The sequence below is a fragment of the Geodermatophilus sp. SYSU D00700 genome (assembly GCF_054050255.1).
Genome location: NZ_JBJGZA010000028.1, coordinates 12,371 through 36,504, shown reverse-complemented (window position 1 = coordinate 36,504; position 24,134 = coordinate 12,371). Strand labels below are relative to the sequence as shown.

The 24,134-nt window shown below is 76.7% G+C and carries 28 protein-coding genes; 9 read left to right on the top strand and 19 right to left on the bottom strand.

Annotated elements, in window-relative coordinates:
* Positions 1-12: 12 nt before the first annotated feature.
* Complete coding sequence (locus tag ACI79V_RS17835; RefSeq protein WP_456891322.1) at positions 13-1,029, bottom strand: 1-phosphofructokinase family hexose kinase; 1,017 nt, start codon at positions 1,027-1,029, stop codon at positions 13-15.
* Positions 1,026-1,793 (bottom strand): DeoR/GlpR family DNA-binding transcription regulator, encoded by a 768-nt coding sequence (locus ACI79V_RS17830; RefSeq protein WP_456891320.1) that lies wholly within the window; start codon positions 1,791-1,793, stop codon positions 1,026-1,028. Before ACI79V_RS17830 ends, ACI79V_RS17835 begins: the two co-directional genes overlap by 4 nt.
* A gap of 161 nt (positions 1,794-1,954) precedes the next feature.
* Between ACI79V_RS17830 and ACI79V_RS17825 the strand changes: the two genes are divergently transcribed.
* Positions 1,955-3,637, top strand: coding sequence for a putative PEP-binding protein (locus ACI79V_RS17825; protein WP_456891318.1), 1,683 nt, complete (start codon positions 1,955-1,957; stop codon positions 3,635-3,637).
* Here the strand turns inward: ACI79V_RS17825 and ACI79V_RS17820 are convergent.
* The gene (locus tag ACI79V_RS17820; protein WP_456891316.1) at positions 3,624-4,322 is read right to left on the bottom strand and encodes a MerR family transcriptional regulator; all 699 of its coding nucleotides are present in this window, start codon (positions 4,320-4,322) and stop codon (positions 3,624-3,626) included. The genes ACI79V_RS17825 and ACI79V_RS17820 overlap by 14 nt on opposite strands.
* A 63-nt stretch (positions 4,323-4,385) precedes the next feature.
* Here ACI79V_RS17820 and ACI79V_RS17815 point away from each other — a divergent pair, with 63 nt between their 5' ends.
* The 3 genes from ACI79V_RS17815 to ACI79V_RS17805 all read left to right on the top strand — a co-directional run bounded on the left by ACI79V_RS17815 (position 4,386) and on the right by ACI79V_RS17805 (position 7,417).
* Positions 4,386-4,916 (top strand): DUF6194 family protein, encoded by a 531-nt coding sequence (locus ACI79V_RS17815; protein WP_456891315.1) that lies wholly within the window; start codon positions 4,386-4,388, stop codon positions 4,914-4,916.
* A 91-nt stretch (positions 4,917-5,007) separates the two neighbouring features.
* A complete protein-coding gene (locus ACI79V_RS17810) occupies positions 5,008-5,145 on the top strand; it encodes a hypothetical protein (RefSeq protein ID WP_456877940.1) in 138 nt (45 codons plus the stop codon).
* Between the two features lie 142 nt (positions 5,146-5,287).
* Entirely contained in the window at positions 5,288-7,417 is a 2,130-nt protein-coding gene (locus ACI79V_RS17805) for a diguanylate cyclase domain-containing protein (RefSeq protein WP_456891313.1), read from the top strand.
* On the opposite strand, the gene ACI79V_RS17800 is transcribed toward ACI79V_RS17805, so the two are convergent.
* Together ACI79V_RS17800 and ACI79V_RS17795 are read right to left on the bottom strand one after the other, a co-directional pair.
* The gene (locus ACI79V_RS17800) at positions 7,414-8,235 is read right to left on the bottom strand and encodes a tyrosine-protein phosphatase (protein WP_456891311.1); all 822 of its coding nucleotides are present in this window, start codon (positions 8,233-8,235) and stop codon (positions 7,414-7,416) included. The two genes, ACI79V_RS17805 and ACI79V_RS17800, sit on opposite strands and share 4 nt — an antisense overlap.
* A gap of 169 nt (positions 8,236-8,404) precedes the next feature.
* Positions 8,405-9,283 (bottom strand): 3-methyladenine DNA glycosylase, encoded by an 879-nt coding sequence (locus ACI79V_RS17795; protein WP_456891309.1) that lies wholly within the window; start codon positions 9,281-9,283, stop codon positions 8,405-8,407.
* 93 nt (positions 9,284-9,376) lie between these two features.
* Here ACI79V_RS17795 and ACI79V_RS17790 point away from each other — a divergent pair, with 93 nt between their 5' ends.
* Positions 9,377-9,559: a hypothetical protein gene (locus ACI79V_RS17790; RefSeq protein WP_456891307.1), complete on the top strand. Its 183-nt coding sequence runs from the start codon at positions 9,377-9,379 to the stop codon at positions 9,557-9,559.
* Here the strand turns inward: ACI79V_RS17790 and ACI79V_RS17785 are convergent.
* The 12 genes from ACI79V_RS17785 to ACI79V_RS17730 form a co-directional block, all read right to left on the bottom strand.
* The gene (locus ACI79V_RS17785) at positions 9,556-11,505 is read right to left on the bottom strand and encodes a helix-turn-helix domain-containing protein (protein ID WP_456891352.1); all 1,950 of its coding nucleotides are present in this window, start codon (positions 11,503-11,505) and stop codon (positions 9,556-9,558) included. The two genes, ACI79V_RS17790 and ACI79V_RS17785, sit on opposite strands and share 4 nt — an antisense overlap.
* A gap of 17 nt (positions 11,506-11,522) precedes the next feature.
* Positions 11,523-12,275 carry a 3-hydroxybutyrate dehydrogenase gene (locus ACI79V_RS17780; protein WP_456891305.1) on the bottom strand — a complete coding sequence of 251 codons (753 nt, stop codon included), beginning with the start codon at positions 12,273-12,275 and terminating at the stop codon, positions 11,523-11,525.
* A 110-nt stretch (positions 12,276-12,385) separates the two neighbouring features.
* Positions 12,386-12,577 carry a hypothetical protein gene (locus ACI79V_RS17775; RefSeq protein WP_456876380.1) on the bottom strand — a complete coding sequence of 64 codons (192 nt, stop codon included), beginning with the start codon at positions 12,575-12,577 and terminating at the stop codon, positions 12,386-12,388.
* Positions 12,577-12,828 carry a hypothetical protein gene (locus ACI79V_RS17770; RefSeq protein ID WP_456891303.1) on the bottom strand — a complete coding sequence of 84 codons (252 nt, stop codon included), beginning with the start codon at positions 12,826-12,828 and terminating at the stop codon, positions 12,577-12,579. The genes ACI79V_RS17775 and ACI79V_RS17770 overlap by 1 nt, the downstream gene beginning before the upstream one ends.
* Positions 12,829-13,054: 226 nt before the next feature.
* Positions 13,055-14,899 (bottom strand): acyl-CoA dehydrogenase, encoded by a 1,845-nt coding sequence (locus ACI79V_RS17765; protein ID WP_456891301.1) that lies wholly within the window; start codon positions 14,897-14,899, stop codon positions 13,055-13,057.
* Positions 14,900-15,078: 179 nt separating this feature from the next.
* A complete protein-coding gene (locus tag ACI79V_RS17760; RefSeq protein ID WP_456876377.1) occupies positions 15,079-15,465 on the bottom strand; it encodes a LapA family protein in 387 nt (128 codons plus the stop codon).
* Positions 15,466-15,530: 65 nt separating this feature from the next.
* Positions 15,531-15,719: a hypothetical protein gene (locus ACI79V_RS17755; protein WP_456891299.1), complete on the bottom strand. Its 189-nt coding sequence runs from the start codon at positions 15,717-15,719 to the stop codon at positions 15,531-15,533.
* A gap of 46 nt (positions 15,720-15,765) precedes the next feature.
* Positions 15,766-16,191, bottom strand: a complete 426-nt coding sequence (locus ACI79V_RS17750) for a hypothetical protein (protein ID WP_456891297.1) — start codon at positions 16,189-16,191, stop codon at positions 15,766-15,768.
* 57 nt (positions 16,192-16,248) lie between these two features.
* Positions 16,249-16,881: a TetR/AcrR family transcriptional regulator gene (locus ACI79V_RS17745; RefSeq protein ID WP_456876374.1), complete on the bottom strand. Its 633-nt coding sequence runs from the start codon at positions 16,879-16,881 to the stop codon at positions 16,249-16,251.
* 263 nt (positions 16,882-17,144) lie between these two features.
* Positions 17,145-17,297, bottom strand: coding sequence for a hypothetical protein (locus tag ACI79V_RS17740; RefSeq protein WP_456876373.1), 153 nt, complete (start codon positions 17,295-17,297; stop codon positions 17,145-17,147).
* Positions 17,298-17,365: 68 nt separating this feature from the next.
* On the bottom strand, positions 17,366-18,292 hold the full coding sequence (locus ACI79V_RS17735) for a PfkB family carbohydrate kinase (protein WP_456891296.1): 927 nt from the start codon (positions 18,290-18,292) through the stop codon (positions 17,366-17,368).
* Between the two features lie 33 nt (positions 18,293-18,325).
* Entirely contained in the window at positions 18,326-18,892 is a 567-nt protein-coding gene (locus ACI79V_RS17730) for a DUF6328 family protein (RefSeq protein ID WP_456891294.1), read from the bottom strand.
* 113 nt (positions 18,893-19,005) lie between these two features.
* Between ACI79V_RS17730 and ACI79V_RS17725 the strand changes: the two genes are divergently transcribed.
* The 4 genes from ACI79V_RS17725 (at position 19,006) to ACI79V_RS17710 (ending at position 21,907) form a co-directional block, all read left to right on the top strand.
* Positions 19,006-19,350 (top strand): DUF3140 domain-containing protein, encoded by a 345-nt coding sequence (locus ACI79V_RS17725; protein WP_456891292.1) that lies wholly within the window; start codon positions 19,006-19,008, stop codon positions 19,348-19,350.
* The gene (locus ACI79V_RS17720) at positions 19,350-20,174 is read left to right on the top strand and encodes a methyltransferase domain-containing protein (RefSeq protein WP_456891290.1); all 825 of its coding nucleotides are present in this window, start codon (positions 19,350-19,352) and stop codon (positions 20,172-20,174) included. The genes ACI79V_RS17725 and ACI79V_RS17720 overlap by 1 nt, the downstream gene beginning before the upstream one ends.
* Positions 20,171-21,199 (top strand): type III polyketide synthase, encoded by a 1,029-nt coding sequence (locus ACI79V_RS17715; protein ID WP_456891288.1) that lies wholly within the window; start codon positions 20,171-20,173, stop codon positions 21,197-21,199. Before ACI79V_RS17720 ends, ACI79V_RS17715 begins: the two co-directional genes overlap by 4 nt.
* Positions 21,200-21,265: 66 nt before the next feature.
* On the top strand, positions 21,266-21,907 hold the full coding sequence (locus tag ACI79V_RS17710) for a response regulator (RefSeq protein ID WP_456876367.1): 642 nt from the start codon (positions 21,266-21,268) through the stop codon (positions 21,905-21,907).
* A 10-nt stretch (positions 21,908-21,917) separates the two neighbouring features.
* On the opposite strand, the gene ACI79V_RS17705 is transcribed toward ACI79V_RS17710, so the two are convergent.
* Positions 21,918-23,627, bottom strand: coding sequence for a GAF domain-containing protein (locus tag ACI79V_RS17705; protein WP_456891286.1), 1,710 nt, complete (start codon positions 23,625-23,627; stop codon positions 21,918-21,920).
* Positions 23,624-24,085 (bottom strand): universal stress protein, encoded by a 462-nt coding sequence (locus ACI79V_RS17700; RefSeq protein WP_456876365.1) that lies wholly within the window; start codon positions 24,083-24,085, stop codon positions 23,624-23,626. The genes ACI79V_RS17705 and ACI79V_RS17700 overlap by 4 nt, the downstream gene beginning before the upstream one ends.
* Positions 24,086-24,134 lie beyond the last annotated feature (49 nt).

The following is a 24,134-nucleotide window of genomic DNA, read 5'->3' as shown; positions in this document are numbered from 1 at the left end:
ACCCTTCGGGCGTCAGGGGACGTCCCGGCCGGCGGCCGGGACGGGTTCCGGGGTGGGCGGGGGAGACCCGGGCAGGCCGGGCGAGACGGGAACGGCGGCCGGGTCGACCTGCTCCGGGGTCGGGACGGCCGAGCCGGGCAGGGCCGCGGCGGCCGAGCCGGTGGCCACGGCGCGGCGCAGCCGGTCGGGAGCCGGGGCGCCGGCCAGGTCGGCCAGCAGGTGCCCGGCCAGGCTGGAGTCGCCGGCGCCGACGGTGCTGCGCACGGCGATCCGCGGGGCGCGGGCCGACCAGACCTCGCCCGCGGCGGTGGACAGCACCGCGCCGCCACCGCCGAGGGTGAGCAGCACCTCGGCGACGCCACCGCCGTGCAGCTGCGCGACGGCGGCCGAGAGCGCCGCGGGGTCGGCGAGCAGCTCGGCCTCGCTGGTGCCGGTCACCTGGGCCAGCTCCTCGGCGTTGGGCTTGAGCAGGTCGGGTGCGGCGTCGGGCCCGGCGGCCAGCAGCGCGCGCAGCGGCGCCTCGGAGGTGTCGACGGCGATCCGCGCGCCGGTGCCGCGGACGGCGCGGACCAGCTCGGCGTACCAGTCCTCGGGCGTACCGGGCGGCAGCGAGCCGGACAGCACCACCCAGCGGGCGCCCGCGGCGGCCGCGGCCACGGCGGCGGCGAGGGCGGCGCGCACGCCGGCGTCGAGCGTCGTGCCGGGCTCGTTGAGCTTGGTGGTGGTGCCGTCGGGCTCGGTGAGCGAGTAGTTGGTGCGCACCGGGGCGCCGGTGGGGACGGTGACCAGCGGCAGGCGCAGGGCGCCCAGCGCGGTGACCAGCGGGTCGGTGGGGTCGGCGGGGACCACGGCGAGGACGTCGGCCCCGGCCGCGGCCAGCGCGCGGGCCACGTTGACGCCCTTGCCGCCGGGCTCGGTCGAGCTCGGGCCGAGCCGGGCCACCTCCCCGCGGGTCAGGGGACCGGGCAGGGCGAGGGTGCGGTCGAGGCTGGGGTTGGCCGTCAGCGTGACGACGCGCCCGCCGCTCACGCGACCACGACCTCGACGCCGGCGTCCTCGAGCCGCTCCACGACGGCGGGGTCGGCGCCGCCGTCGGTGACCACCGTGTCGACGTCGCCGAGCGTGGCGAAGCGGACCAGGTGCTCGCGCCCGAGCTTGCTGCTGTCGGCCAGCACGACCGCGCGCTGACCGGCCGCGACCATCGCCCGCTTGACCGCGGCCTCGGCCTCGTCGGGCGTGGTGAGGCCGTGGTCGGGGGTGATGCCGTTGGTGCCCAGGAAGGCGACGTCGGCGCGCAGGTCGGCCAGCGCGCGGACCGGGGTCTCGCCGACCGCACACTGGGTCAGCCCGCGGACCCGCCCGCCGAGCACGTGCAGCGTGATGCCCGGGACGGTGGCCAGCCGGGCCGCGATCGGCACCGAGTTGGTGGCCACGAACAGGCCCCGGTCGGCGGGCAGGACCTCGGCCAGCGCCGCGGTCGAACTGCCGCCGTCGAGCAGGACGCTCCCGCCCGGACCGGGCAGCAGGTCCAGCGCCGCCGCGGCGATCTTGCGCTTGGCCTCCGCCCGGGTGGCGTGGCGCTCGGCCAGCGCGGTCTCGACCAGGGTGAGCGCCCCCGTCGGCACCGCGCCGCCGTGCACGCGGCGGAGCACACCGGCCCGTTCCAGGACGGCGAGATCGCGGCGGACGGTCTCGGTGGTGACGCCGAAGTGCTCGGCCACCGCGGTGACCGCGATGCGGCCCTGCTCGACGACCAGCGTGGCGATCGCCTGCTGTCGCTCCTCGGCGTACACGGCTTCCTCCGATCGGCGTCCCGTGGTGCCCGAACCCGTGGGATCTGACTTGCGTCTGTGTTGTTCTACGTGGGATTGGTTGACAAGTCAACACGAAGTCGTGACTCTGGTCACCGACGGACGACGGTGTCCCCCTACCCACCACCGACGCGGAGGTCCGCATGTCCACCACCACCGCCCCCGTGCTGACCGGCACCCCCGTGGTCCCCGGGGTCGTCCTCGGCCCGGTCGTGCGCCCGGCCGGCGCGGTCCGGCTGCCCGAGGCCGAGTCCGCCGAGACGCTCCCCGAGGCCGCGCGGGCCGCGGAGCGGAGCCGTTTCGCCGCGGCCGCCGAGACGGTGGCCGGCCGGCTGGCGGCGCGGGCCGCGGCGGCGACCGGGATGACCGCCGAGGTCCTCTCCGCCACCGCGGGTCTGGCCCGCGACCGGGGGCTGCTGTCGGCCGTCGAGCAGCGCATCGACACCGGCACCCCGGCCGCGGTCGCGGTGGTGCAGGCCGCTCAGCAGTTCGTCGACGTGTTCACCTCGCTGGGCGGGGTGATGGCCGAGCGCGTCACCGACGTCCGGGACGTCCGCGACCGCCTCGTCGCCGAGCTGACCGGCCAGGGGGAGCCCGGTGTCCCCGCACCCGGGACGCCGTCGGTGCTGCTCGCCGACGACCTGGCGCCGGCCGACACCGCCGGGCTCGACCCCGCCCGCATCGTCGGGCTGGCCACCCGGCTCGGCGGCACGACCAGCCACACCGCGATCATCGCCCGGCAGCTGAACCTGCCCCTCGTCGTCGCCGTGGAGGGGCTCGACGTCGTCCCGGCGGGGGCCACCGTCCTCCTCGACGCCGAGGAGGGCACCGTCACCGTCGACCCCGAGCCGGAGTCCGCCGCCGCCCAGGTCGCGGAGGCCCGGCGGCAGGCCGAGGCGCTGGCGGGCTACCGCGGTCCGGCCGCCACCCGCGACGGCGTGACCGTGCCGGTGCTCGCCAACGTGCAGGACGGCGCGGGGACGCGAGCCGCGATGGCCGCGCACGCCGAGGGCGTCGGCCTGTTCCGCACCGAGCTCGCCTTCCTGGGGCGGGCCGCCGAGCCCAGCGTCGAGGAGCAGGCCACGGGCTACGCCGAGGTGTTCCAGGCCGCGGCCGGCCGCCGCGTCGTGCTGCGGACCCTCGACGCCGGCTCGGACAAGCCGCTGGAGTTCGCCACGCCGCCGGAGGAGGCCAACCCGGCGCTCGGCGTCCGCGGCCTGCGGGTGGCCCGCCGCGACCCCGGGCTGCTCGACCGCCAGCTCGACGCCGTCGCCGAGGCCGCCCGCCGCACCGGCACCGCGCCGTGGGTGATGGCGCCGATGGTGGCCACGGTCGCCGAGGCCGCCGACTTCGCCGCCCGCGTGCGCGAGCGCGGCCTGGTGCCCGGGGTGATGGTCGAGGTGCCGTCGGTGGCGCTGCTCGCCGACCGGTTCCTCCAGCACGTCGACTTCCTGTCGATCGGCACCAACGACCTGTCGCAGTACGCGCTGGCCGCCGACCGGCTCTCGGCCGACCTCGCCGACCTCACCGACCCGTGGCAGCCGGCACTGCTGGCGCTGGTGGCGGCGACCGCGGCCGCAGGCCGGCGCGCCGGCAAGCCGGTCGGCGTCTGCGGCGAGGCCGCCGCCGACCCGCTGCTCGCCTGCGTGCTCGTCGGCCTGGGGGTGACCTCGCTGTCCTGCGCCGCACCCGCGGTCGCCGGTGTCGGGGCCCGGCTGGCCGGGGTCGACTCCACCGCCTGCCGGGAGGCCGGCGAGGCCGCCCTGGCCGCCGACGACCCGCGCACGGCCCGCGCCGCCGCCCGCGCCGTCCTCACCCGCGGCTGACGTCCCCCGGCGGCCGGCCCGTCACTGCCGGTGTTCCTCGCGCGTCGCGGGTGCTGCAGGACCGGCAACGCACGAGGAACACCCGCACGGCCCTACGGATCGAGCAGGGCGTCCAGCCGCGCCGTGCCCCGATCCCGTAGCCGGCCCGCCGCAGCTGGTGCACGACCCGGGCGTCCCGGACGTCGCCGGGCGTGTAGGTCCGCGCCCGTCCGGGGGACGAGCGGCACGGGACCACGAGCCCCTCGGCGTCCCAGTGGCAGGAGGTCGAGGGCCTGACGCCGAGGGCGCCGGCGAGCTCGGAGACGCTCATGGCGTCGGAGGGCCGCGGGTCGTCGACCGGCTCCGCCGCGATCGCCCGGGCCGCCTCCTGCGCCAGCTGCAGGTCACGGCGCTCGGTGTGCAGCCGCGCGTGGGCGCCGTCGACGAGCGCCAGGAGCTCCGTCACCGGCCCCCGGTTCGCCGTGCGCACGATCCGCCGGGCCTCCACCGGGCCGACCGCCGCGGCGAACGCCCGGTAGGCCAGCGCGGCCTGCACGTGCCCGTCGGTGAGGACCCGGTTGCCGGCCGGGGTCCGTCCGGCCGGCGGCAGCGCGCCCTCGCGCTCGAGGTCGCGGACCTGCTGCACCGAGTACCCGGCCCGCCGCGCGACGTCGACCGTGCGCAGGCCCGACGTGCGACTCCGCACCGCGTCCTCCTTGGTCGAGCCGGTCCGGGTCGCCACAGGGACCCGAGTGCCACGCTCGAACCCGTGAGCACCGACCGCACGAGCATCGACGACGTCGTCGGCCTGGTCGAGGGACTGGGCGGCGTCCTGACGCTGCGCCCCGGCCCGGGCGACGGCTCGCCCGAGATCGCCTGGGGCGACCTGTTCTTCTACTACGCGCCCGACGGGGTGGTGCCGCGCACGCAGCCCTTCGCCACGGTCGTCACCGAGGACCACCCCGGCGAGCCGGCGTCGGGGCTGGACCGTCCCGGGGCGTTCCGGCTCAACATCGCCGCCGGTGCGGCCGAGTACTCCCGGTGGACCGGTCGGGCGCCGGGGGAACCGGCACCCGAGGGCGTCGACCCCGCCGCGACCGACACCGTCCTCGCCCACCCGGTCTACGGCCGGCTCGGCTGGCTCGCGGTCGTGGACCCGGGTCCGCGGACGGCGGGACCGGTCCAGGAACTGCTGCGGACCGCGCACGCCGCGGCCCGGCAGCGGTGGGGACGCCGGGCCGGGAGGGCTCGGGAGGTGTCCGGCCTCCCCCTGAGGGGTGAACGATCGTCGGGAATGTGACGACGCTCCCTACGGATCGTCGGAACATCCTCGCTCTCGCCTGCTTTACTACAGGTGCACCCCCACACAGCACCGAAGAGGAGAGACGGACATGTCGATCGGGACCACCTGGCGTCAGCGTCGGCAGGCTGTTCGCACGCGGCGGGCCCTCGACCGCGCGCTCGCCCGCACCAGCAGCCCCGCCATGCGCGAGGAGCTGCTGACGATGGCCAACAACAGCGGGTTCTGAACCGCGGGGTCCCCAGGACCCCGGCGCCTCGGAGCGCCTCCCGCACGGCCCCGGACTGCCCCGCAGCCCGGGGCCGTTCGCTGTCCTCCCCCCTTCGGGTCGGCGGCTCAACCCGGAACGGCGGGGTGCCGATACCGCTGCCGTGACTGGACGACGCCGGGGAGCCGCCCGGACCCCCGGCCGACCGGGGGAGGGGGACCCGGTACCGGGCGAGGCCCACGAGACCTCCGGCGCCACGACCGGGCTGCTGCTCGCCTTCGTGCGCCAGCACGCCGGCGACGCCGCGGCCGAGGAGGTCGTGCGCCGGGCGGGCGTGCCCTTCACCGCCGCCGAGCTCGCCGAGCCCTCGACCTGGAGCAGCTACGACACCCGGATCCGCCTGTTCACCGCGGCGACCGAGGTCCTCGGCGACCCCGGCGTGCTGTTCCGGGTGGGCGCCGAGGCGCTGCGGACCGGCATGAACCCGAGCGTGGTCGTGCTGGTGCGCGCCATGGGCTCGCCCCGGCAGGTCTACGCCAAGCTGCCGCGCGCCGTCGCCAACTTCTCGACCACCTCCACCATGGAGGTGCTCCACTCCGACGCCACGTCGGCGACCATCCGCTACCGGCTGCACGAGGGCTACGTGCACTCGCGACTGGACTGCGACTACGCCCGCGGCCTGATCAGCATGGTCCCCACCGTCTTCGGGCTGGCGCCGGCGCACGTCGTCCACGAGGAGTGCGAGTCCTCCGGCGCGGACGCCTGCCTCTACCACCTCTCGTGGGACCGGCGCTCCCGCCTGCCGTGGCGCCGCCGCGGCGAGGTGGCCGCCGACGCCGAGCTGGCCGCCCTGCGCAGCCAGGTCCGCGCCCTGCAGTCCGCGGCCACCGACCTGGTCGACGGCGAGGACCTGGAGAGCGTCCTGCCGCGCATCGTCGAGCGCGCCGCCGCCGCGGTGCTGGCCCCCGCCTACCTGCTCGCCGTCTCCTCACCCCGCGGCGGTGCCCCGCTGGTGCACAGCGCCGGCCTCCCCACCGCCGACGTCCCGGTCCTGACCGCCCGGCTGCTCGCCGGGGAGGACCTCGGTCCCGGCGCGGTCGTGGTGGACGTGGCCTCCGCGCGGCGGACCCACGGCCGGCTGGCCGCGCTCGGCCGCTCCGCCGAGGGCGGGCTGGGCGACGAGCACGCGATGCTCGCCGCCTACGCCGGCCACGCCGCGGCCGCGCTCGACCTGGTGATGGCGCTCGAGGGGAGCCGGTCGGAGGCCCGCCGGGCCGGTGCGCTGCTCGAGCTCGCCCACGGCCTGTCCCAGGCGTCCGACGTCGCCGGGATCTGCGAGGTCGTGGCCGGGGCGCTGCCCAGCGTCGTCGGCTGCACCAACGCCGCGGTCATGCTGTGGGACCCCGCCGCCGGGACGCTGGCCACGGCCGCCACCGTGGGGCTGCGCCCGCAGCAGGAGGCCGTCATGCGCGCCACGTCGCTGCGGGCCGAGGACGTCCCCGAGCTGTTCGGCATGCTCACCGACCGCGCCCCGCGGATCGTCAGCGCCACCGGCGCCAGCGTCCCCATGCGCGACCTGCTCACCGCGCTGGACCTCACCGACGTCGTCGCCGTCCCCCTGCTGGCCGGCAGCAGCTTCCTCGGCGTGGTGACCGCCAGCTGGTCGACGGGCGAGGTGAGCGGCGCGCTGGACGCCGACGTGCTCGCCCGCCTGCGCGGCGCCGGCGACCAGGCGTCGACGGCGCTGCAGAAGGCCCGGCTGCTGGAGACCGTCCGCCACCAGGCCACCCACGACGCGCTCACCGGCCTGCCCAACCGGGTGCTCTTCCGGGAGCGGCTGGCCGCCGCGCTGGCCGCCTCGGCCGGGTCCGGGCACGTCGGCGTGCTGTTCTGCGACCTCGACCGGTTCAAGGCGGTCAACGACACCCTGGGTCACGCGGCCGGCGACGAGCTGCTGCGCCAGGTGTCGGCCCGGCTGCGCGCCGCCGTCCGGCCCGGCGACACCATCGGGCGGCTCAGCGGCGACGAGTTCGCCGTCCTGGTGCCGAGGCTGTCGACGGCCGCCGCCGCCGACGCGGTGGTCGCCCGGGTGGCGGAGGCGTTCGCCGTGCCCTTCCGGCTCGAGGGCACCCCGGTCGACGTCGGCACCAGCAGCGGTGTGGCCGTCCACTCCGGCCCGGCCGCCGACCCCTCCGCCGTCGCCGAGCGGCTGCTGCGCGACGCCGACGCCGCCATGTACCGGCACAAGCAGCGCGAGCGTGGGTCGGCGCCGGCTCCACGGAGCGCGGACTAGCGCAGGCGCCTCCGGAGCGCGGCCTGCTCGTCGGGGCCGAAGCCGTGCTCGGTGAGCCAGCCCAGCGGGCCCCCGTGCCGCTCGTCGAGGATCTCCAGCAGCCGCCGCATGGTCTGCGCGCGCGGGGTGTGGCTGGCGACGTCGCGGTTGGTCATGTCCTCGGCGTAGGTGGGCGAGGTCCGCAGCTTGGCCACCAGCGCGTCGATGACCTCGGCGGTGAGCGCGTAGTCGGCGACGATCTCCTCGTCCGGCACACCGGCCGCCGCCAGCGCGAACATCACCACCACGCCGGTCCGGTCCTTGCCCGCGGCGCAGTGCACCACCGTCGCCCCCTCGCCGTCCGCGATCACCCGCAGCGCGGCCAGCACGTTCTCCGGCCGGTGGTGCAGGTAGCCCAGGTAGGAACGCACGGCCGGCGGCTCGACCTCGTCGGCCTCGGTGGTCTGCCGCGGCAGCAGCGTCTCCGCCCAGTCCGCGGGCAGGTCGGGGACGTCGTCCTCCTCGACGGCGAAGACGTCGGTGTGGTGCCCCTTCTCCGGCAGCAGGCTCAGGTGCCGGTGGGTGACGCCCTCGACCGCGCGCAGCGGGCCCCGGCCCTCCAGCAGGACCTCCGCGGTGGTGCGCAGGTCGATGACGTCGCGCAGCGGGAGCTCGGCGAGCCGGCGCAGGTCGTCGTCGCTGAGGGTCTGCAGGTTGTCGCTGCGCAGCACCCGGCCGAACGCGGTCGTGCCGCCGTCGGTGGTCGGCAGGCCGCCGAGGTCGCGCGTGTTGGTCGTCCCGTCGAGTCGCAGCCAGCGGTCGGCGCGGGGTGAGGTCACCCCCCGACCGTACGGCGGCCGGACCGGGGTGTGGCCGGCCGCCACAGGGTCCGCGAGCGGCGTCCGGGCGACGGGGCACGATCAGGTGACCTGATCGTGCGGCGTCCTCCCTCACCGCCCACCGTGAGGGAGGACGCGCTGCGGTGGGGGAGGACGTCGACCGAGTGCCTCAGGACGTCAGCAGGGAGTCGCAGACGTCGACCAGCCGCTGCCGCAGCGGGGCGGCGCGGTGGGCGAACCCGCGCTGCGCGGCCACGTACTCCGCCTTGCCCTCGGGCGTCTCGATCCGCACCGGCGGGTACCCGCGGTCGGCGAGGTCGTACGGCGAGGCCCGCATGTCGAGCTCGCGCACCTCGACGGCGAGCGCGAAGCAGTCGGCCACCAGCTCCCCGGGCACCGCGGGGGAGAGCTTGTACGCCCACTTGTAGAGGTCCATCGTCGCGTGCAGGCAGCCCGGTTGCTCCATCGCGACCTGCGTCTCCCGCGTCGGCCGCAGCCGGTTGAGCGCGACCGCCGACGGCGTGAAGAACCGGTAGGCGTCGACGTGGCTGCACCGGATCGCGTGCGACTCGACGACGGCGTCGGTGCCGGCCCGCCCCAGCCGCAGCGGGACGGCGTGCCGGCGCTCGTCGGCGCGGTGGACCATCGCCCACTCGTGCAGGCCGAAGCAGCCGGTCTGCGGCGGCCGCGACGCGGTGGCCGCCAGCAGGTCCCGCACGAACCGCACGGTGCGCTCGCGGCCGGCGAGGTACGCGGCGACGTCGAGGGACACCGTCCCGTCGTCGCCGGTGGCGTACCAGCGCCAGGCGGCGTGCGGGGCCGGGCCGTCGGCCGACGGCGCCAGCGCGACGCCCGGACCCGGGTGCCAGCGGCGCAGCCGGCTCGGCGTCTCGGAGTAGTAGGTGAACAGGAAGTCGAGCACCGGGTGGCTCTCGCCGCGGCGGCGGCGCCCGCGGTGCGGCCCGGTCCAGCGCTCGACCCGGGCGTCGTGGGCCGCCGCGCGCGCCGTCCACTCCTCGGCGGGCAGCAGGACGGCGACGTCGGGCACCGGACCAGCGTAGGTGCCGCCGGCGCGCGTCCAGGGCTCCCACCGGGAGGCCGGCGGTGCCACCCTGGGCGTCCCGACGAGGAGGCGATCGCCATGGCCGGCGACGCGAGCGCCGTCCGCATGCCCCTGTCGTGCCGGCTGGGGTTCCACGCCTACGTGCAGCGCCATCCCGAGGACGAGCGGCTGCGCGGCCCGGACCACGAGATCTGCCGGCGCTGCGGCAGGGAGCACGACATCCAGAGCACCGTCTTCCCGCCCGGAGGCGCACCTGGCTAGCCGACGGCGCCCTCGGCGGAGGTCAGCCGGTGCAGCCGCAGCGCCAGCTGCACCTCCAGCGCCCGCTCGGGTGCCGACCAGTCGCGGCCGAGCAGCCGGCCGACCCGGTCCAGCCGCTGGGTCACGGTGTTGACGTGCACGCCCAGCGCCTCGGCCGCCCGCGCGGGTGAGCCGCCGGTGTCCGACCACGCCCGCAGGGTGGCGACCAGGTCGGTGCCGCGGCGGGCGTCGTAGTCGAGCACCGGCCCGAGCGTCGCGGTGACGAAGCCCGGGACGTCACGGCCCTCGCCGACGAGCAGGCCGACGAAGCCCAGCTCCTCGGCGCTCGCTGACTGGCCGCTGCGGCCCAGAGCCTCCAGGGTCGAGGCGCAGCGCCCCGCCTCGGCCGCCGCGGGGGCCACCGCGGCCGGGCCCTGCACCGGCCCGGCGCCGCCGGCGGTCACCGGCCTGCCCAGCGCCGCCGCCAGCTCCCGCCGCACCAGGGCCGCAGCCGGGCCGGCGGGCAGATCGGGCAGGCACAGGACGACGCGGCCGTCGCGCAGCCCGGCGAGCCCCGCGCGGGTGGCCGCCAGGTGCCCGGCGGCGGCCAGCGCCCGGCCGCGGCAGCGCTCCTCGACCCGGACGACGACGACCGACAGCGGCCGGTCCAGGTCCGCGCCCAGCCGCCGCGCCCGCTCGCGCAGCCCGTCGGCGTCGCGCAGGGGGACGCCGAGCAGCTCGTCGAGCAGCTCGCCGCGCACCCGCCCCTCGGCCTCGCTGGCGGTGCGCCGGATGAGCAGCAGCAGTGCGGTGACCAGCGCGGCCCGCTCGAGGATGCGCTGGTCGGCGTCGGAGAGGTCGCCCGGGCGGTGCAGCACCAGGCCGCCGATCAGCTCGCTGCCGACCGTGACCGCCGCGGTCCACCACTCGTCGTCGCGGACCGTCCGCCCGGTGGAGCGGGCCAGCGCCAGCGCCCCGGCGGGGTCGGGCGGCAGCGCGTCGTCCCCGTCGGCCGCAGGGGAGGGCCGGCCCTCCTCGTCGAGGACGGTGATCCGCCCGCCCAGGGCCTCCGTCACGGCCGCGGCGACGTCGTCCACCCCACCGCCGCGCAGGACGAGGTCGATGAACCGGTCGTGCGCCCCGGCGGCCCGCTCGACCGACTCGGTGTGCGCCCGCAGTTCCCGGGTGGCCGCGGAGAGCTCCTCCAGCGCCGTCCGGGTCTCCTCGAGCAGCCGGGCGTTGTCGAGCGCGATGGCGGCGTGCGCGGCCAGCGAGCCCAGCAGCGCCACCTCCGAGCGGTCGAAGGTCCGCTCGGTGCGGTCGGCGGCGTAGAGCACGCCGATGACCTGCGACCCGCGGATCAGCGGCACGCCGAGGATGGCGACCAGGCCCTCCTCGCGGACCCCGCCGTCGATCTCGTCGGTGTGGTGGAACCGGGTGTCGGCGGCGTAGCTCGCCGTCCAGTACGACGCCGCCGTCTGGGCCACCAGGCCGCCCAGGCCCGCGCCCATCGGCAGCCGCAGCGCCTGGAACCGCGCCGAGACGGTGCCGTCGGTGACCCGCATGTAGGTGTCGCCGCGGGCGTCGTCGTTGAGCGTCAGGTACGAGACGTCGGTGCCCAGCAGCCGGCGGGCGCGGCGGACGATCGCGGTGAGCACCGAGTCGACCCCGCGCAGCGTGGCGAGGTCGCTGGCGGTCTCGAACAGCGCCGACAGCTCCGACTCGCGACGCCGCCGGGCGGCGAAGGCGGCGCGCACCTGCAGGGCGAGCAGCCGCACCCGCTCCAGCTCGGCCAGCGTCGCGGCGTCGGCGCCGCCGGCCCGGGCGCGCACCAGCGGACCCTCGTACTCGATCGCGGCGGCGTCGTCGAGGACCAGCTGCAGGTACTCGGCCGCTGCAGAGGGGACGCCGGGCGGGCGGCCGGAGCCGTCGGTGGGCCGCGCGGCGCTCCGGGTCACGACCGGCATCCTGCCCGGCCGGACCATCAGTGGGCGGTCCACCCGCCGTCCATGCGCAGGGACGTGCCGGTGACCGACGCGGCCGACGGCGAGCACAGCCAGGCGACGGCGTCGGCGACCTCGGCCGGCTCGATCAGCCGCTTGACCGCCGCCGGGGCCAGCATCACCCGCTCGACCACCTCGTCCTCGGAGATCCCGTGGGTGCGGGCCTGGTCGGCGATCTGCCCCTCCACCAGCGGCGTGCGCACGTAGGCCGGTGCCACGCAGTTGGACGTCACGCCGTGCGGGGCGCCCTCCAGCGCGACCACCTTCGACAGCCCCTCGAGCGCGTGCTTGGCCGTGACGTAGGCGGACTTGTACGGCGAGGCGCGGTGGCCGTGCACCGAGCTGACGTTGACCACCCGTCCCCAGCCGCGGGCGTACATGTGCGGCAGTGCGCCGCGGACCAGCCGGAAGGGCGTCTCCACCATCAGCCGCAGGATCGCCGAGAAGACCTCCGGCGGGAACTCGTGCAGTGGGGACACGTGCTGGAAGCCGGCGTTGTTGACCAGCACGTCGACGTCGAGGTCGAGGCCGCCGAGGGCACCCAGGTCGGAGAGGTCGACGGCGACCGCGGTGCCGCCCACCGCGCGGGCCACGTCCTCGGCCGCGGCGGCGTCCCGGTCGACGACGACCACCGCGGCACCGGCTTCCGCCAGCCGGGCGGCGATCGCCCGGCCGATGCCCGAGCCGCCGCCGGTCACCATCGCCCGCCGCCCCGCGAGGTCCTCCGTGCCCATGGGAGGACGTTAGGGTCCGCTCACCCCGCCTCCCACGGCGTACGGACACACACTCCCCGCCGTCCCCGTGGGTGCCGGGCACACCGTCGGCTGGGGCCGGCGGGGCGGCGTCAGCCCGCCTGGTTGCCGCCGCGCACCACCGAGTCGTCGCGCTGGGCGTCCTCGTCGGTGGTCAGGGTGACGTCGCGCTCGCCGCCGTCGGACCGGTCCTGGCCCGGGACGCCGTCGACCATGTTGGTGTCGGTCGGCCCGTCCGTGGTGTCGGGGGACTCGCCGTAGCCGCTGTCGTCGGTCTGGCTCATCAGTCGGTGCCTCCTCCGGCGCGGGGGGTGGGGCCCGGGACCTCGCCGGACGCACCGGCGCCCCGGGCACGGGCGACGTCGCCGTCGGCGCGGGCCGGCAGGTCGTCGCCCGAGGCCGCGTCCCGCTCGATCGCCTCGTCGGCGGTGAGGGGGACGTCCTCGAAGCCGGACCCGGTGCTGCTGTTGTCGCCGGTGCCCGACGCGGTCGGGATGTCCTGCTGGATGCGGTCACTGCCCTGCGGGTCGGTCATGGTGCCTCCGCTCCGACGACGCCGTCCCCGGGGCCATGCCCGTGCACCCGGCCGAGAAAACGACCCGCACGGGGCTGGATGCGCCCCGCGGTGCCCGACCCCACCCCGCAGCGCGAGGCCGGGCACCACACGGCGACGGCCGCCGTCCCGGATCGGGACGACGGCCGTCGGCAGGTGGGGTGCCGGCGTGCACGTCCGCGGAAGTGCACGGCCTCAGGACGCGGCCTCAGAACGCGGCCTCGGGGACCTCCATGAGCGCGTTGTCGGTGGCCTCGACGATCGCCCGCTCGCCCGCCAGGCGCGGCAGCACCTGGGTCGCGAAGAACCGGGTGGCGGCGAGCTTGCCCTCGTAGAACAGGCGGTCCTTCTCGCCCACCTCGCCGGCCAGGGCGGCCAGCGCCACCTCGGACTGGCGGACCAGCAGCCACCCGGTGACCAGGTCGCCGACGGCGAGCAGCAGCCGGGTGGTGTTCTGGCCGACCTCGTAGAGGCTGGTCATGTCCTCCTGGGCACCGCTGAGCTGCCCGAACATGGCCGTGAGCATCGCCTGGACCTCGCCGAGGGCGGTCGCCAGGTGCGCCCGCTCCTCCTTGAGTCGGCCGTTGCCGGCCTCCGCGTCGATCGTGGCCTGGATCTGGCCGGCCAGCCAGGTCAGCGCGACCCCGCCGTCCTTGACGATCTTGCGGAAGAAGAAGTCCTGGCCCTGGATCGCCGTGGTGCCCTCGTAGAGGGTGTCGATCTTGGAGTCGCGGATGTACTGCTCGATCGGGTAGTCCTGCAGGTAGCCCGAGCCGCCCAGGCACTGCAGCGACTCGCTGGTGAGCAGCTCGGTGGCCCGCTCCGAGCCGAAGCCCTTGACCACCGGCAGCAGCAGGTCGTTGACGCGGGCGGCGAGCCGGGCCTGCTCGCTGTCGGCGGTGCCGGCGGCCTCGGCCTCGGTGACCTGGTCGCGGAAGGTGGCGGTGTAGAGGTAGAGCGCCCGCATCCCCTCGGCGTAGGCCTTCTGCAGCATGAGCGAGCGGCGCACGTCGGGGTGGTGGGTGATGGTGACCCGCGGGGCGTCCTTCGACGTCGCGGTGAGGTCGGCGCCCTGCACGCGGTTGCGCGCGTAGTCCAGGGCCACCTGGTAGCCCGCCGACAGCGTGGCGATGGCCTTCGTGCCCACGAACATCCGGGCGTGCTCGATGACCTTGAACATCTGCGCGATGCCGTCGTGCACGTCGCCGACCAGCCAGCCCCGCGCCGGCACCGGGCCGTCGCCGAAGGTCAGCTCGCAGGTCGTGGAGACCTTCAGGCCCATCTTCTTCTCGACGTTGGTGACGTACACGCCGTTGCGCTCGCCGAGGGCGCCGGTCTCGAGGTCGACGTGGAACTTGGGGACGACGAACAGCGACAGGCCCTTGGTGCCCGGCTTCGCGCCCTCGGGACGGGCCAGCACCAGGTGGACGATGTTGTCGGACAGGTCGTGCTCGGCGGAGGTGATGAACCGCTTCACGCCGGTGAGGTGCCACGAGCCGTCGGGCTGCTGGACCGCCTTCGTGCGGCCGGCGCCCACGTCGGAGCCGGCGTCGGGCTCGGTGAGCACCATGGTGGCGCCCCAGCGGTGCTCGATCATGAGCTCGGCGAGCCGCTTCTGGTCGGCGTTGCCCAGTTCGTGCAGGACGGCGGCGAAGGCGGCCCACGCGCCGTACATGAAGACGGCGGGGTTGGCGCCGAGCACCATCTCGAACGCGCCCCAGGTCAGCGCGTGCGGTGCACCGAAGCCACCGAGCTCCTCGGGCAGGTCCAGGCGGTACCACTCCCCGTCCTCGATGGCCCGCACCGACGCCTTGAAGCTCTCGGGAAGGGTCACCGAGTGGGTGGCCGGGTCGAACACCGGCGGGTTGCGGTCGGCGTCGGCGAAGCTGTCGGCGATCGGGCCCTCGGCCAGCCGGCGGATCTCGGCGAGCACGCCGCGCGCGGTCTCGGCGTCCATCTGCTCGAACGGGCCGGTGCCGAAGCGGTCCTTGGTGTCGAGGAACTCGAACAGGTTGAACTCGAGGTCCCGCAGGTTCGCGGTGTAGTGGCTCATGGCGGTCTGGCTCCGTTGCTCCCGTGCCGATGGGCGACGAGCGCTTGCTACTCGTCGGTAACCAACGTTATTACCGGTCGGTAACCAGGAGCAAGGGAGCGGCCCGGGACACGCTCGCAGGGGTCAGGGGCGAGCGGTCCCGGGCCGTCGGGATGGTGCCGGGTGCGGCCCGGCGCGGGTCAGCGGTTGCGGCGCCGGGCGGCGAGGACCGAGGCGGCGAGCAGGCCGATCAGCGCACCGAGGCCGGCCGCGATGAGCAGCGCCACCACGAGGGGCGCGCGGACGTCGGTGAAGACCAGGCTGATCGGCACCGTCTCGCCGTTGAACACGATGAACAGCACGAGGATCACCGTGACGGCGATCAGCAGGGCCAGCGCCAGGCCCCGGCCCAGCGTGCGGCCGGCCGACCGGGCGCGCGACGGCGTCCGGGCGGGCGGGGTCGCGGGCTGGCCGGTGCCGGGGGTGGACGCCGGGGTGCCCGTCGCGTACGGGTTGGTGCCGGTGGCGAAGGGGTCGGTGCCCGGCGCGGAGGGCCGGGGCTCGGCAGGCGATCCGGGAGCGGTCACGCTCCCGATCTTGTCCGCGCGAGGGCGTGCTCAAACCGCCGCGGGACCCGGCGGCCGGGTGCCCGTCAGTCGCGGCGGTGGGCCGCCGGCTCGGTCTCCGCCGGCGGGTAGGACGGGCCGGCGGCGCCGTCGGCCGGGCCGGTGCCCTCGGGCCCGTCGGAGTCGGGTGCCGGCGGGCCGGACGTGCTGCTGCCGAGGGGCCCGACCGAGCGCGGGGACTCCGGCTCGGGCATCTTCTGCTCGCGCGTGCTCACCGGTCCGAGTCTGGGGCCGGGGGAGCGGGGCGGCGACCGGAGGCGGTCACTCCGCCAGCGCCGGGCCGGCCTCGTGGGCGGGGTGTCCCTGGGTCCGCTCGCGCTGCTTCATGCGGGCCTCGTAGACGTGCCGGTCGCCTCCGGCGAGCTCGTCCCGGGCGCGCTCGTCGAAGGCGCGGAAGACCGACCAGTAGTTCGCGTCGTAGTCCTCGACGATCTGGAACGTCCACCGGTCGGCGATGACGTTGCGGCCGACCAGGTCGCGCTCGAGGTCGTCGGCGAGCTCGGTGTGCCCGGCCTTGCGGAACAGCTCGACGGCGTCCTGCAGGAGCAGGTCGGCCTTCCCCGAGTGCTGGTGGAACCCGTAGAGCTGGCCACGGGCCTGCTCGATCGTCTCGAGGGCCTCGGAGAGCTTGCCCAGGCCCTCGACGGTCGTGTCGTCCAGGTCGGGGCGGCTGCGGTCGACGGTCACCGGCTCATCCTGCGGTCCCGGACCCGCCGTCGCCCGACGAGCCGCGGACAGGGCCGGTCAGGCGGCCGCGGACCGGGCGACGGCGATGTCCACGAGCCGCTCGGCCAGGTCACGGCCGTGCGCGGCCGGGCCGTCGGGGCCCAGCAGCCCGCCCGACAGGTACATCCCGTCGATGATCAGGTGCACCTGCGCGGCGAGGTCCTCACCGCTGCCGGGGGCGACCTCCTCGGCCAGCCGCTCCAGCCGGGCGTGCAGCTCGAACTTGTAGTCGGCGGCGGCGCTGCGGGCGGGGTGCTCCGGGTCGTCGTACTCGCTGCTGACGTTGGTGAACGGGCAGCCGCGGAAGCCGGCCCGGGTGACGTCGGCCTCGACGGACCCGACGACGGCCAGCAGCGCGGCGCGGGGGTCGGGCTCGGACCCGATGATCGCGTCGATCTGGCCGAGCTCCGTGGCGGCCTTGCGGGCCAGGTAGGCGCCGACGAGCTCGTCCTTGCTCCTGAACAGCCGGTACACGGTCATCTTGCCCAGGCCGGTCTCCCGCACGAGCTCGTCCATGCCGACGCTGCGCGAGCTGCGGGTGGCGAACAACCGCTCCGCGGTGTCCAGGACGATCGACTCCCGCTCGGCGCGGCTGCGGCGGACCGGGCCGGGGGCGTCGGTGTCGGCGAGGGAGAGGGCGGCGGCGGTCACGACGGCGATGCTGCCGCCTCCCGTGACGGATCAGTTCGCGGCACGCCGGATCACCGGCACGATCGCTGGCTCCTGGGTGCCGAGAGGCGAACGCGCAGTTCGGGACGCCGGTGGACGGTGGGACCGCTGTGACTGGGCGCCGGCCCGATCGCCCTCCTCCCTCACCGCCGGGCGTCCTCCCCCACGTCCCACCATGAGGGAGGACGCGCCACGATCAGGTCACCTGATCCCGGACGGACGCGGCGGACCGGTCCGTTCCGCCGTCAGGAGCCGGGGGTGTCCGCTCCGGCGCCGCCGGCGTCGCCCCCCTCCGCGGGGTCCTCGGCGCGGGGCGTGCGGCCGTCGTCGGTCTGCGGGTCGCCGGGGTCGCCCTCCGCGCGCTCGGGCGTGCGCGGCGGCCGTTCGGGCTCGGTCACGTCGTCCTCCTCGGGTCCGGGACTCGGTCGCCGGGAGCCTTGCCCAGCCCGGTCGGCGTCGAACCGGGTCAGCCCACCGGTGTGGCCGCGGGCAGCCGGGGCAGCAGCGTGCGGACGGCGTCGGCGTCGGGGAGGGCCCCGCGCGCACCGGGCCCCGTGGTCGACAGCGCCGCGGCCGCCACCGCCTCGCGCACCGCGTCGGCCGGCTCCGCGCCGCGGGCGAGGGCGGCACCGAGCGCGCCGGTGAAGCAGTCACCGGCCCCGGTGGTGTCCACGGCCTCGACCGGAGGCGGCGCCTGCAGCGACGCCGGGCCCTCGCCGGGCACGAGCAGCGCGCCGCGGTCGCCGAGGGTCACCACGACCGCGGGCACGCCGAGGGTGCGGGCCAGGGCGGCCAGCTCCTGCGGGGAGCGCGCGCCCGGCTCGGCGCCGGCCAGCTGCACCAGCTCGTGCTCGTTGGGCACCAGCACCGCCACCCGCTGCAGCAGCCCGGGCGGCAGCGGCCGGGGCGGGGCGGGGGTGAGCACCACCGTCCCCGCGGCGGCGTCGGCGGCTGCCTGCACCGCGGCCAGCGGCACCTCGAGCTGCAGCAGGACGACGGCGGCGCGCCGCACGGCCGGGACGTCGACGTCGGCCGGCGCCAGGGCGGCGTTGGCCCCGGGGACGACGACGATCAGGTTCTCACCGCTGCCGTCCTCCACCGGGATCGTGGCCGAGCCGGTCGGGGCGCCCGGGGTGCGCTGCACGTGCGCGGTGTCGACGCCCGCCTCCTCCAGGGCGGCCACCTGGCGCTCCCCGGCCGGGTCGTCGCCCACCCGGCCGACCATCGCGACCCCGGCCCGCGCCAGGCGGGCAGCGGCCGCGGCCTGGTTGGCACCCTTCCCCCCGGCGGCGAGGACGGCGCCGCGGCCGACGACGGTCTCCCCGCGACGGGGCAGCCGCTCGACGGCGACCAGCACGTCCTCGTTCAGGCTGCCGACGACGGTGACGGACACGGGGACCCCCGGGGGACGCAGGTGGGCGGGCCCTCATCCTGCGGAGTCGTCGACCGTCCCCCGCGGGTCGGGGGCCCCCGCGCCCGGCGCGCGCCGGGCCCAGACCGGCATCCCGTACCAGGTCACCGCCGCCACCAGCAGCACCGCGCCGCCGGCCACGAGGCCCGGGCCGCGCCCGAGGACGACGTCGAGGACGAGCAGCACGCCGCTGCAGATGGCGAGCACGAGCAGCGCCAGACCCGCGACCAGCATCCGGTCGGCCACCGTGATCAGCGCGGCCTTGAGCCGCCGCCGGAACACCAGCCGGTGGAAGGAGACCGGCGCGATGAGCAGCACCGTGGCCAGCGCCGTGGCCAGCAGCGTGACGGTGTAGACGGTCCGGGCGAAGTCGTCGAGGTCGGCGAAGCGCTGGGTGAAGGCCAGGCCGAGCAGGAAGGCGAAGAGCACCTGCACCCCGGTGATCGCCACCCGCAGCTCCTGCAGCAGCTCGGCGAGGTTCCGGTCGAGCAGCTGGTCGACGGTCTCCCCGCGCGCCTCGGCGCTGCGGACGGCGGCCGCCGGGGCCGTCGGGGCGATCGGCTCCTGCGGGATCCTCGTCACCTCCACTCCGTTCGCGGTCACCCTCCCCCGGTACCCACCGCGCGGCTGCTCCGACACCCGTTTCCCGAGGTCGTGATGGAGGTACCGCCGGGGCAGGCGATCGAGGAGGAACCGTGGCCGACGACGACCCGAGGACGATCGAGAAGGACTTCGCCGAGGCGGTCAACATGAGCGCCTCGGAGCTGGAGGAGTGGCTCGAGAGCGACGAGTCGCAGTCGGTGGGGCAGAAGAGCGGCGGGTCGGGCGAGTCGACGGGACACGCGTCGGGACGGCGGATCGTCGAGTTGCTGCGGAAGAAGAAGGGAGACCTGACCGAGGACGACCACGCGCACATGCGGAAGGTCCACGGGTACGTCCGGCGTCACCTCGCGCAGGAGCCGGCGAAGGAGGACGTCGAGACCTCGAAGTGGCGCTACTCGCTGATGAACTGGGGCCACGACCCGCTCAAGAGGAAGTAGTGCGCACCGGCGAGCTCCGGCGCAACGACCCCGCCCAGTACGACGGGCTGGCCGACCAGTGGTGGGAGGCCTCCGGCGGGTTCGCCGCGCTCCACTGGCTGGCCGCCTCGCGCGCCGAGCACATCCCGTCCGCGGAGGGCCCCGACGCGGTACTGGTCGACCTCGCCTGCGGCGGCGGGCTCATGGCCCCGCACGTCGAGCGTCTGGGCTACCGGCACGTCGGGGTCGACCTCGGCGCCGCCGGGCTGGCGGTCGCCGCGGCGCACGGGGTCACCGCCGTCCGGGCGTCGGTGCTCACCGTCCCGCTGCGCGACGGCTGCGCCGACGTCGTCGTCGCCGGGGAGATCCTCGAGCACGTCGAGGACGACGTCGGCGTGCTCGCCGAGTGCGCCCGGCTGCTGCGCCCCGGCGGCACGCTGGTCATCGACGCCCTGGCCGACACCCGGATCGGGCGGTTCCTCATGGTCACCGTCGGCGAGCGGCTGCCGGGTGGCCCGCCCCCGGGCATCCACGACCCCGAGCTCTTCGTCGACCGCGCGCGGCTGCTCGCCGCCGCCGACGACCTCGGCCTGGACCTGCGGCTGGTCGGGTTGCGGCCGTCGGTGCGCGACGCGGTCGCCTGGCGGCTGGGCCGGCGTCCGGCGGTCCGCATGAAGCCGGTCCGCTCGACCGCCGTCGTCTTCGCCGGCTACGGCCGCAAGCGCGGGCTCCCGCCGGCCGGCGAGGGCCCGCCCCCCGCGGGAGCGGACCGGGCTGCCCGGCCGTACGGTCGGGCGATGACCCCGCACGTGAGCAGCACGTTCGTCCCGGGTCCGCGCGGGTGAGCGCCGCACTGCTGACCGGGGCGGGTGCCGCCCTGCCGGCGCCGCTCGACCAGGACGCCGCGTGGGAGGGGTTCTTCGCCCGCCACTACGAGGGCGTCCGCGCCGCCCGCCGCATCTGGTCCAGTGCCGGGGTGCGCACGCGGCACGCGGTGGCGAACCCGATCGACGAGGACCTCAGCTCCTGGACCACCGGTGCTCGCATGGCCCGCTACGTCGAGGAGGCGCTGCCGCTGGGCAAGCAGGCGGTCGCCGGCGCGCTCGACGCCGCCGGCCTCGCGCCGGGCGACGTGGGCCTGTTCGCCGTCGCCACCTGCACCGGCTACGCCACCCCCGGCCTGGACATCCGGCTGGCCAGCGACCTCGGCATGCCGCCGGGGCTGCAGCGGCTGCTGGTCGGGCACATGGGCTGCTACGCGGCGATCCCGGGCCTGGCGGCGGTGGGCGACTTCGTCACCGCCCGGTCCCGCCCCGCGGTGCTGCTGTGCTGCGAGCTGACCAGCCTGCACGTGCAGCCGGCGCAGCGGGACCTCGACCAGGTCGTCGCGCACGCGCTGTTCTCCGACGCCGCCGCGGCCGTCGTCGTCGAGCCCGCCGCCGGGCGCGGCCGGCGGCTGGCCGGTGTGGTCGCCCGGACCGACCCGTCGACCGCCGACCACATGACCTGGGACGTCACCGATCTCGGGTTCCGCATGGGGCTGTCCCCGCGGGTGCCCGACGTGCTCTCCCGGCACGTCGGCGACGTCGTGACCGAGCTGCTCGGGGGAGCGGGTCTGCGGGCCGAGGACGTCGCCGGCTGGGCGGTGCACCCGGGCGGCCCGCGGATCCTCGACGTCGTCCGCGACGAGCTGGGGCTGACCGAGGAGCAGGTCGGCGCCTCCCGCCGGGTGCTGGCCGAGCACGGCAACTGCTCGTCGGCCACCGTGCTGCTGGTGCTGCAGGAACTGGCCGACGTCGACGGCCCGGTGGTGGCCATGGCCTTCGGCCCGGGGCTGACCCTGTACGCAGCGTTGCTCGTGCCGGAGTAACGGCCCAGGACCCCTCGTCGGCGCTACCCTCTGTGACCGCCGGCACGGTCAGGGAGGGAGGCGCCCATGGCCGCAGCGTTGCCGCTCATCCGGGTGTTCCTCGTCGACGACCACGAGGTGGTCCGCCGCGGCGTGGCCGAGCTGCTCGAGGACGACCCCGCGCTGGTGGTCGTCGGCGAGGCCGGGACCGCCGCGGAGGCGCTGGCCCGCGGCCCCGCGGTCCGGCCCGACGTCGCCATCGTCGACATGCGGCTGCCCGACGGGGACGGCGCCGACGTCGTCCGCTCCCTGCGCGAGCGGGTGCCCGGCTGCTCCTGCCTGGTGCTGTCGAGCTACGCCGACGAGGAGGCGGTCGCCTCGGCGCTGGGCGCCGGAGCCGCCGGGTACCTGGTCAAGCAGGTGCGCGGCGCCGACCTCGTGTCGGCGGTGCACACCGTCGCGGCCGGCGGCACGCTGAGCGGGACCCCCGGCCGCCCGGCCCGGCCCGGCACCGACCGCCGGCTGGCCGGGCTCACCGAGCAGGAGCGCACGGTGCTCGGGCTCATCGGCGAGGGGCTGACCAACCGGCAGATCGGTGACCGCATGGGCCTGGCCGAGAAGACGGTGAAGAACTACACCAGCCACCTGCTGGCCAAGCTCGGGCTCGAGCGACGCACCCAGGCCGCGATCCTCGCCACCGAGCTGCGCGGACGGCGCCCCCGCGGCTGATCCGGCGCGGTCAGCGCCCGCCGGCCCGGGGCGCCCGCCAGGTCACCGTGGTGCCGCCCGCATCGCCGGTGACCGCGAGCCCGCCCCCGCGGCGGCGGGCCCGCTGCTCGAGGTTGGCCAGGCCGCTGCGGACGGGGACCGCGGGCAGGCCCCGGCCGTCGTCGGTCACCACGACCGCGACGTCGTCCCCGGAGCGGCGGCCGGCGTCCACGGTGACCGTCACCCGGGTCGCCGCCGCGTGCCGCACGACGTTGCTCACCAGCTCGCGCACCACCGCGAGCAGGTCGTGGGCCAGCGCGCCGGACACCCCGTCGACGTCGCCGTGCAGCGCCACCCGGCAGTCGACGCCCGAGCCCTCGGTCACCCGCGACACGACGTCGGCCAGCCGCCGGCCCAGCGCCTCCGGGACCGCGTCACGGTCGTTGAGCTCGAAGATGGCCGAGCGGATCTGCGTGATGGTCTCGTCGAGCTCGTCGACGCTGCGCTCCACCCGGCGGGCCGCGTAGGGGTCGACCTCCTCCAGCGACCGGGCGACGCGGTCGAGGCTCAGCGCCGTCGCGTAGATCCGCTGCACGACGTGGTCGTGCAGGTCGCGGGCGATGCGCTCGCGGTCGGCCTGCACCTGCAGCCGCCGCTCGCGGCGCTGGCTGCGGGCCAGTTCGAGGGCCAGGGCGACCTGCGCGGCGAAGGAGGCCAGCGCGTCGAGGACCTCGGCGTCGAAGGGCTCCCGCTCGGCCGCGCGCAGGCACACGATCGTCCCGACGGCCGGGCCGAGCGGCACGACGAGCGCCGAGCGGGTGCCGGCGGTCAGCTCCACGGCCACCTCGGCGTGCCGGCCCAGCACCGGCTGCACGCGGACGTCGTCGAGCAGCTCGGCGGTGCCGGAGCGGTGCACCCGGCCGACGTGGGTGTCGGCCAGCGGCACCCGGACGCCCTCCAGGTCCCCGGACAGGGGACCGGCCACCGCGGCGATGGTCAGGGCGCCGGTGTCGTCCTCCCGCGGGACGAGCAGCGCGGCGCCGTCGGCGTCGCTGAGCGCGGCCACCCGGTGCACCAGCGCCGGCAGCACCTCGTCGAGCTCGTCGCCCGAGAGCAGGGCCGTGGACACCTCCGTCGCCGCCTGCACCCATGCGCGCCGCCGCTCGGCGGCCTCGGCGAGCCGGGCGTTCTCGATGGCCAGCCCGGCGACCTCCGCCAGCGCCTCGACCGCCTCCTCGTCGGCGGGGGTGAAGGAGCCTCCGGAGCGCTTCTCGGTCAGGTAGAGGTTGCCGAAGACCGCGTCGCGGACGCGGACCGGCACGCCCAGGAACGAGGTCATCGGCGGGTGCCCCTCGGGGAAGCCGACCGACGCCGGGTGCGTCCCCAGGTCGTCGAGCCGGAGGGGCACCGGCCGCTCCACCAGCAGGCCGAGGATGCCGGCGCCGGCCGGCGGGCGGCCGATGGCCACCTGCGTCTCGGCGTCGATGCCCACGATGACGAAACGGTCCACCCGCCGGCCGTCGGGCGAAAGCACCCCGAGGGCGCCGTAGGTGGCGTCGGCCCGCGCCACCGCCGCCTCGACGACGTCGCGCAGCGTCGCCTCCAGGCGGCCGCCCGCCGCGACGGCGCGGACGGCGCGGACGGCAGCGGCGAACGCGGGCTCACCGGCCCCGGCGTCCTCCGGGCCGGGCGGGGTCAGGGCCCGTCCCGAGGAGGCCGGGCGTGGGGCGGGAGCGCTCACGCGCCGGGGGCGAGGCGGCGGCCCGGGAAGCGCGGCGCCACCGGCCGCAGGAGGGTGCGGCCGGTGGCGCCGACGAGGACCAGGTCCCCGCCCCGGCACGCGTTGGCCAGCGTGTCCAGCAGCGGCCGCTCGACGGCGACGGTGCGGACGCGACCGGTCACGCCGGTCTCGGCGATGGCGCGGACCACCGACGCCTCGGCCTGGGCGAGCGCCGCGGTGCGGGCGGCCTCGGCCGACGGACGCCCGGTCAGCGGGTCCTCGGCGGGCACGTCGACGGCGGCGGCGGCCAGCACGGTGCCCTCCCGGCGGGCGGCCTCGCGCAGCGCCCACACGAGGGCGCGGTGGGCGGTCGCGGACCCGTCGACGTCCACCAGGAAGGACGGCCCGGGGCGGCGAGGCAGCAGGGGGACCAGCCTGATCGACTCGAGGGGTGGCTCGACGGGGGGTTCGGCGGCCATGACCGGATCATGACCCGGCACTCTCCGACCGGACAGGGCACAAGGGCCC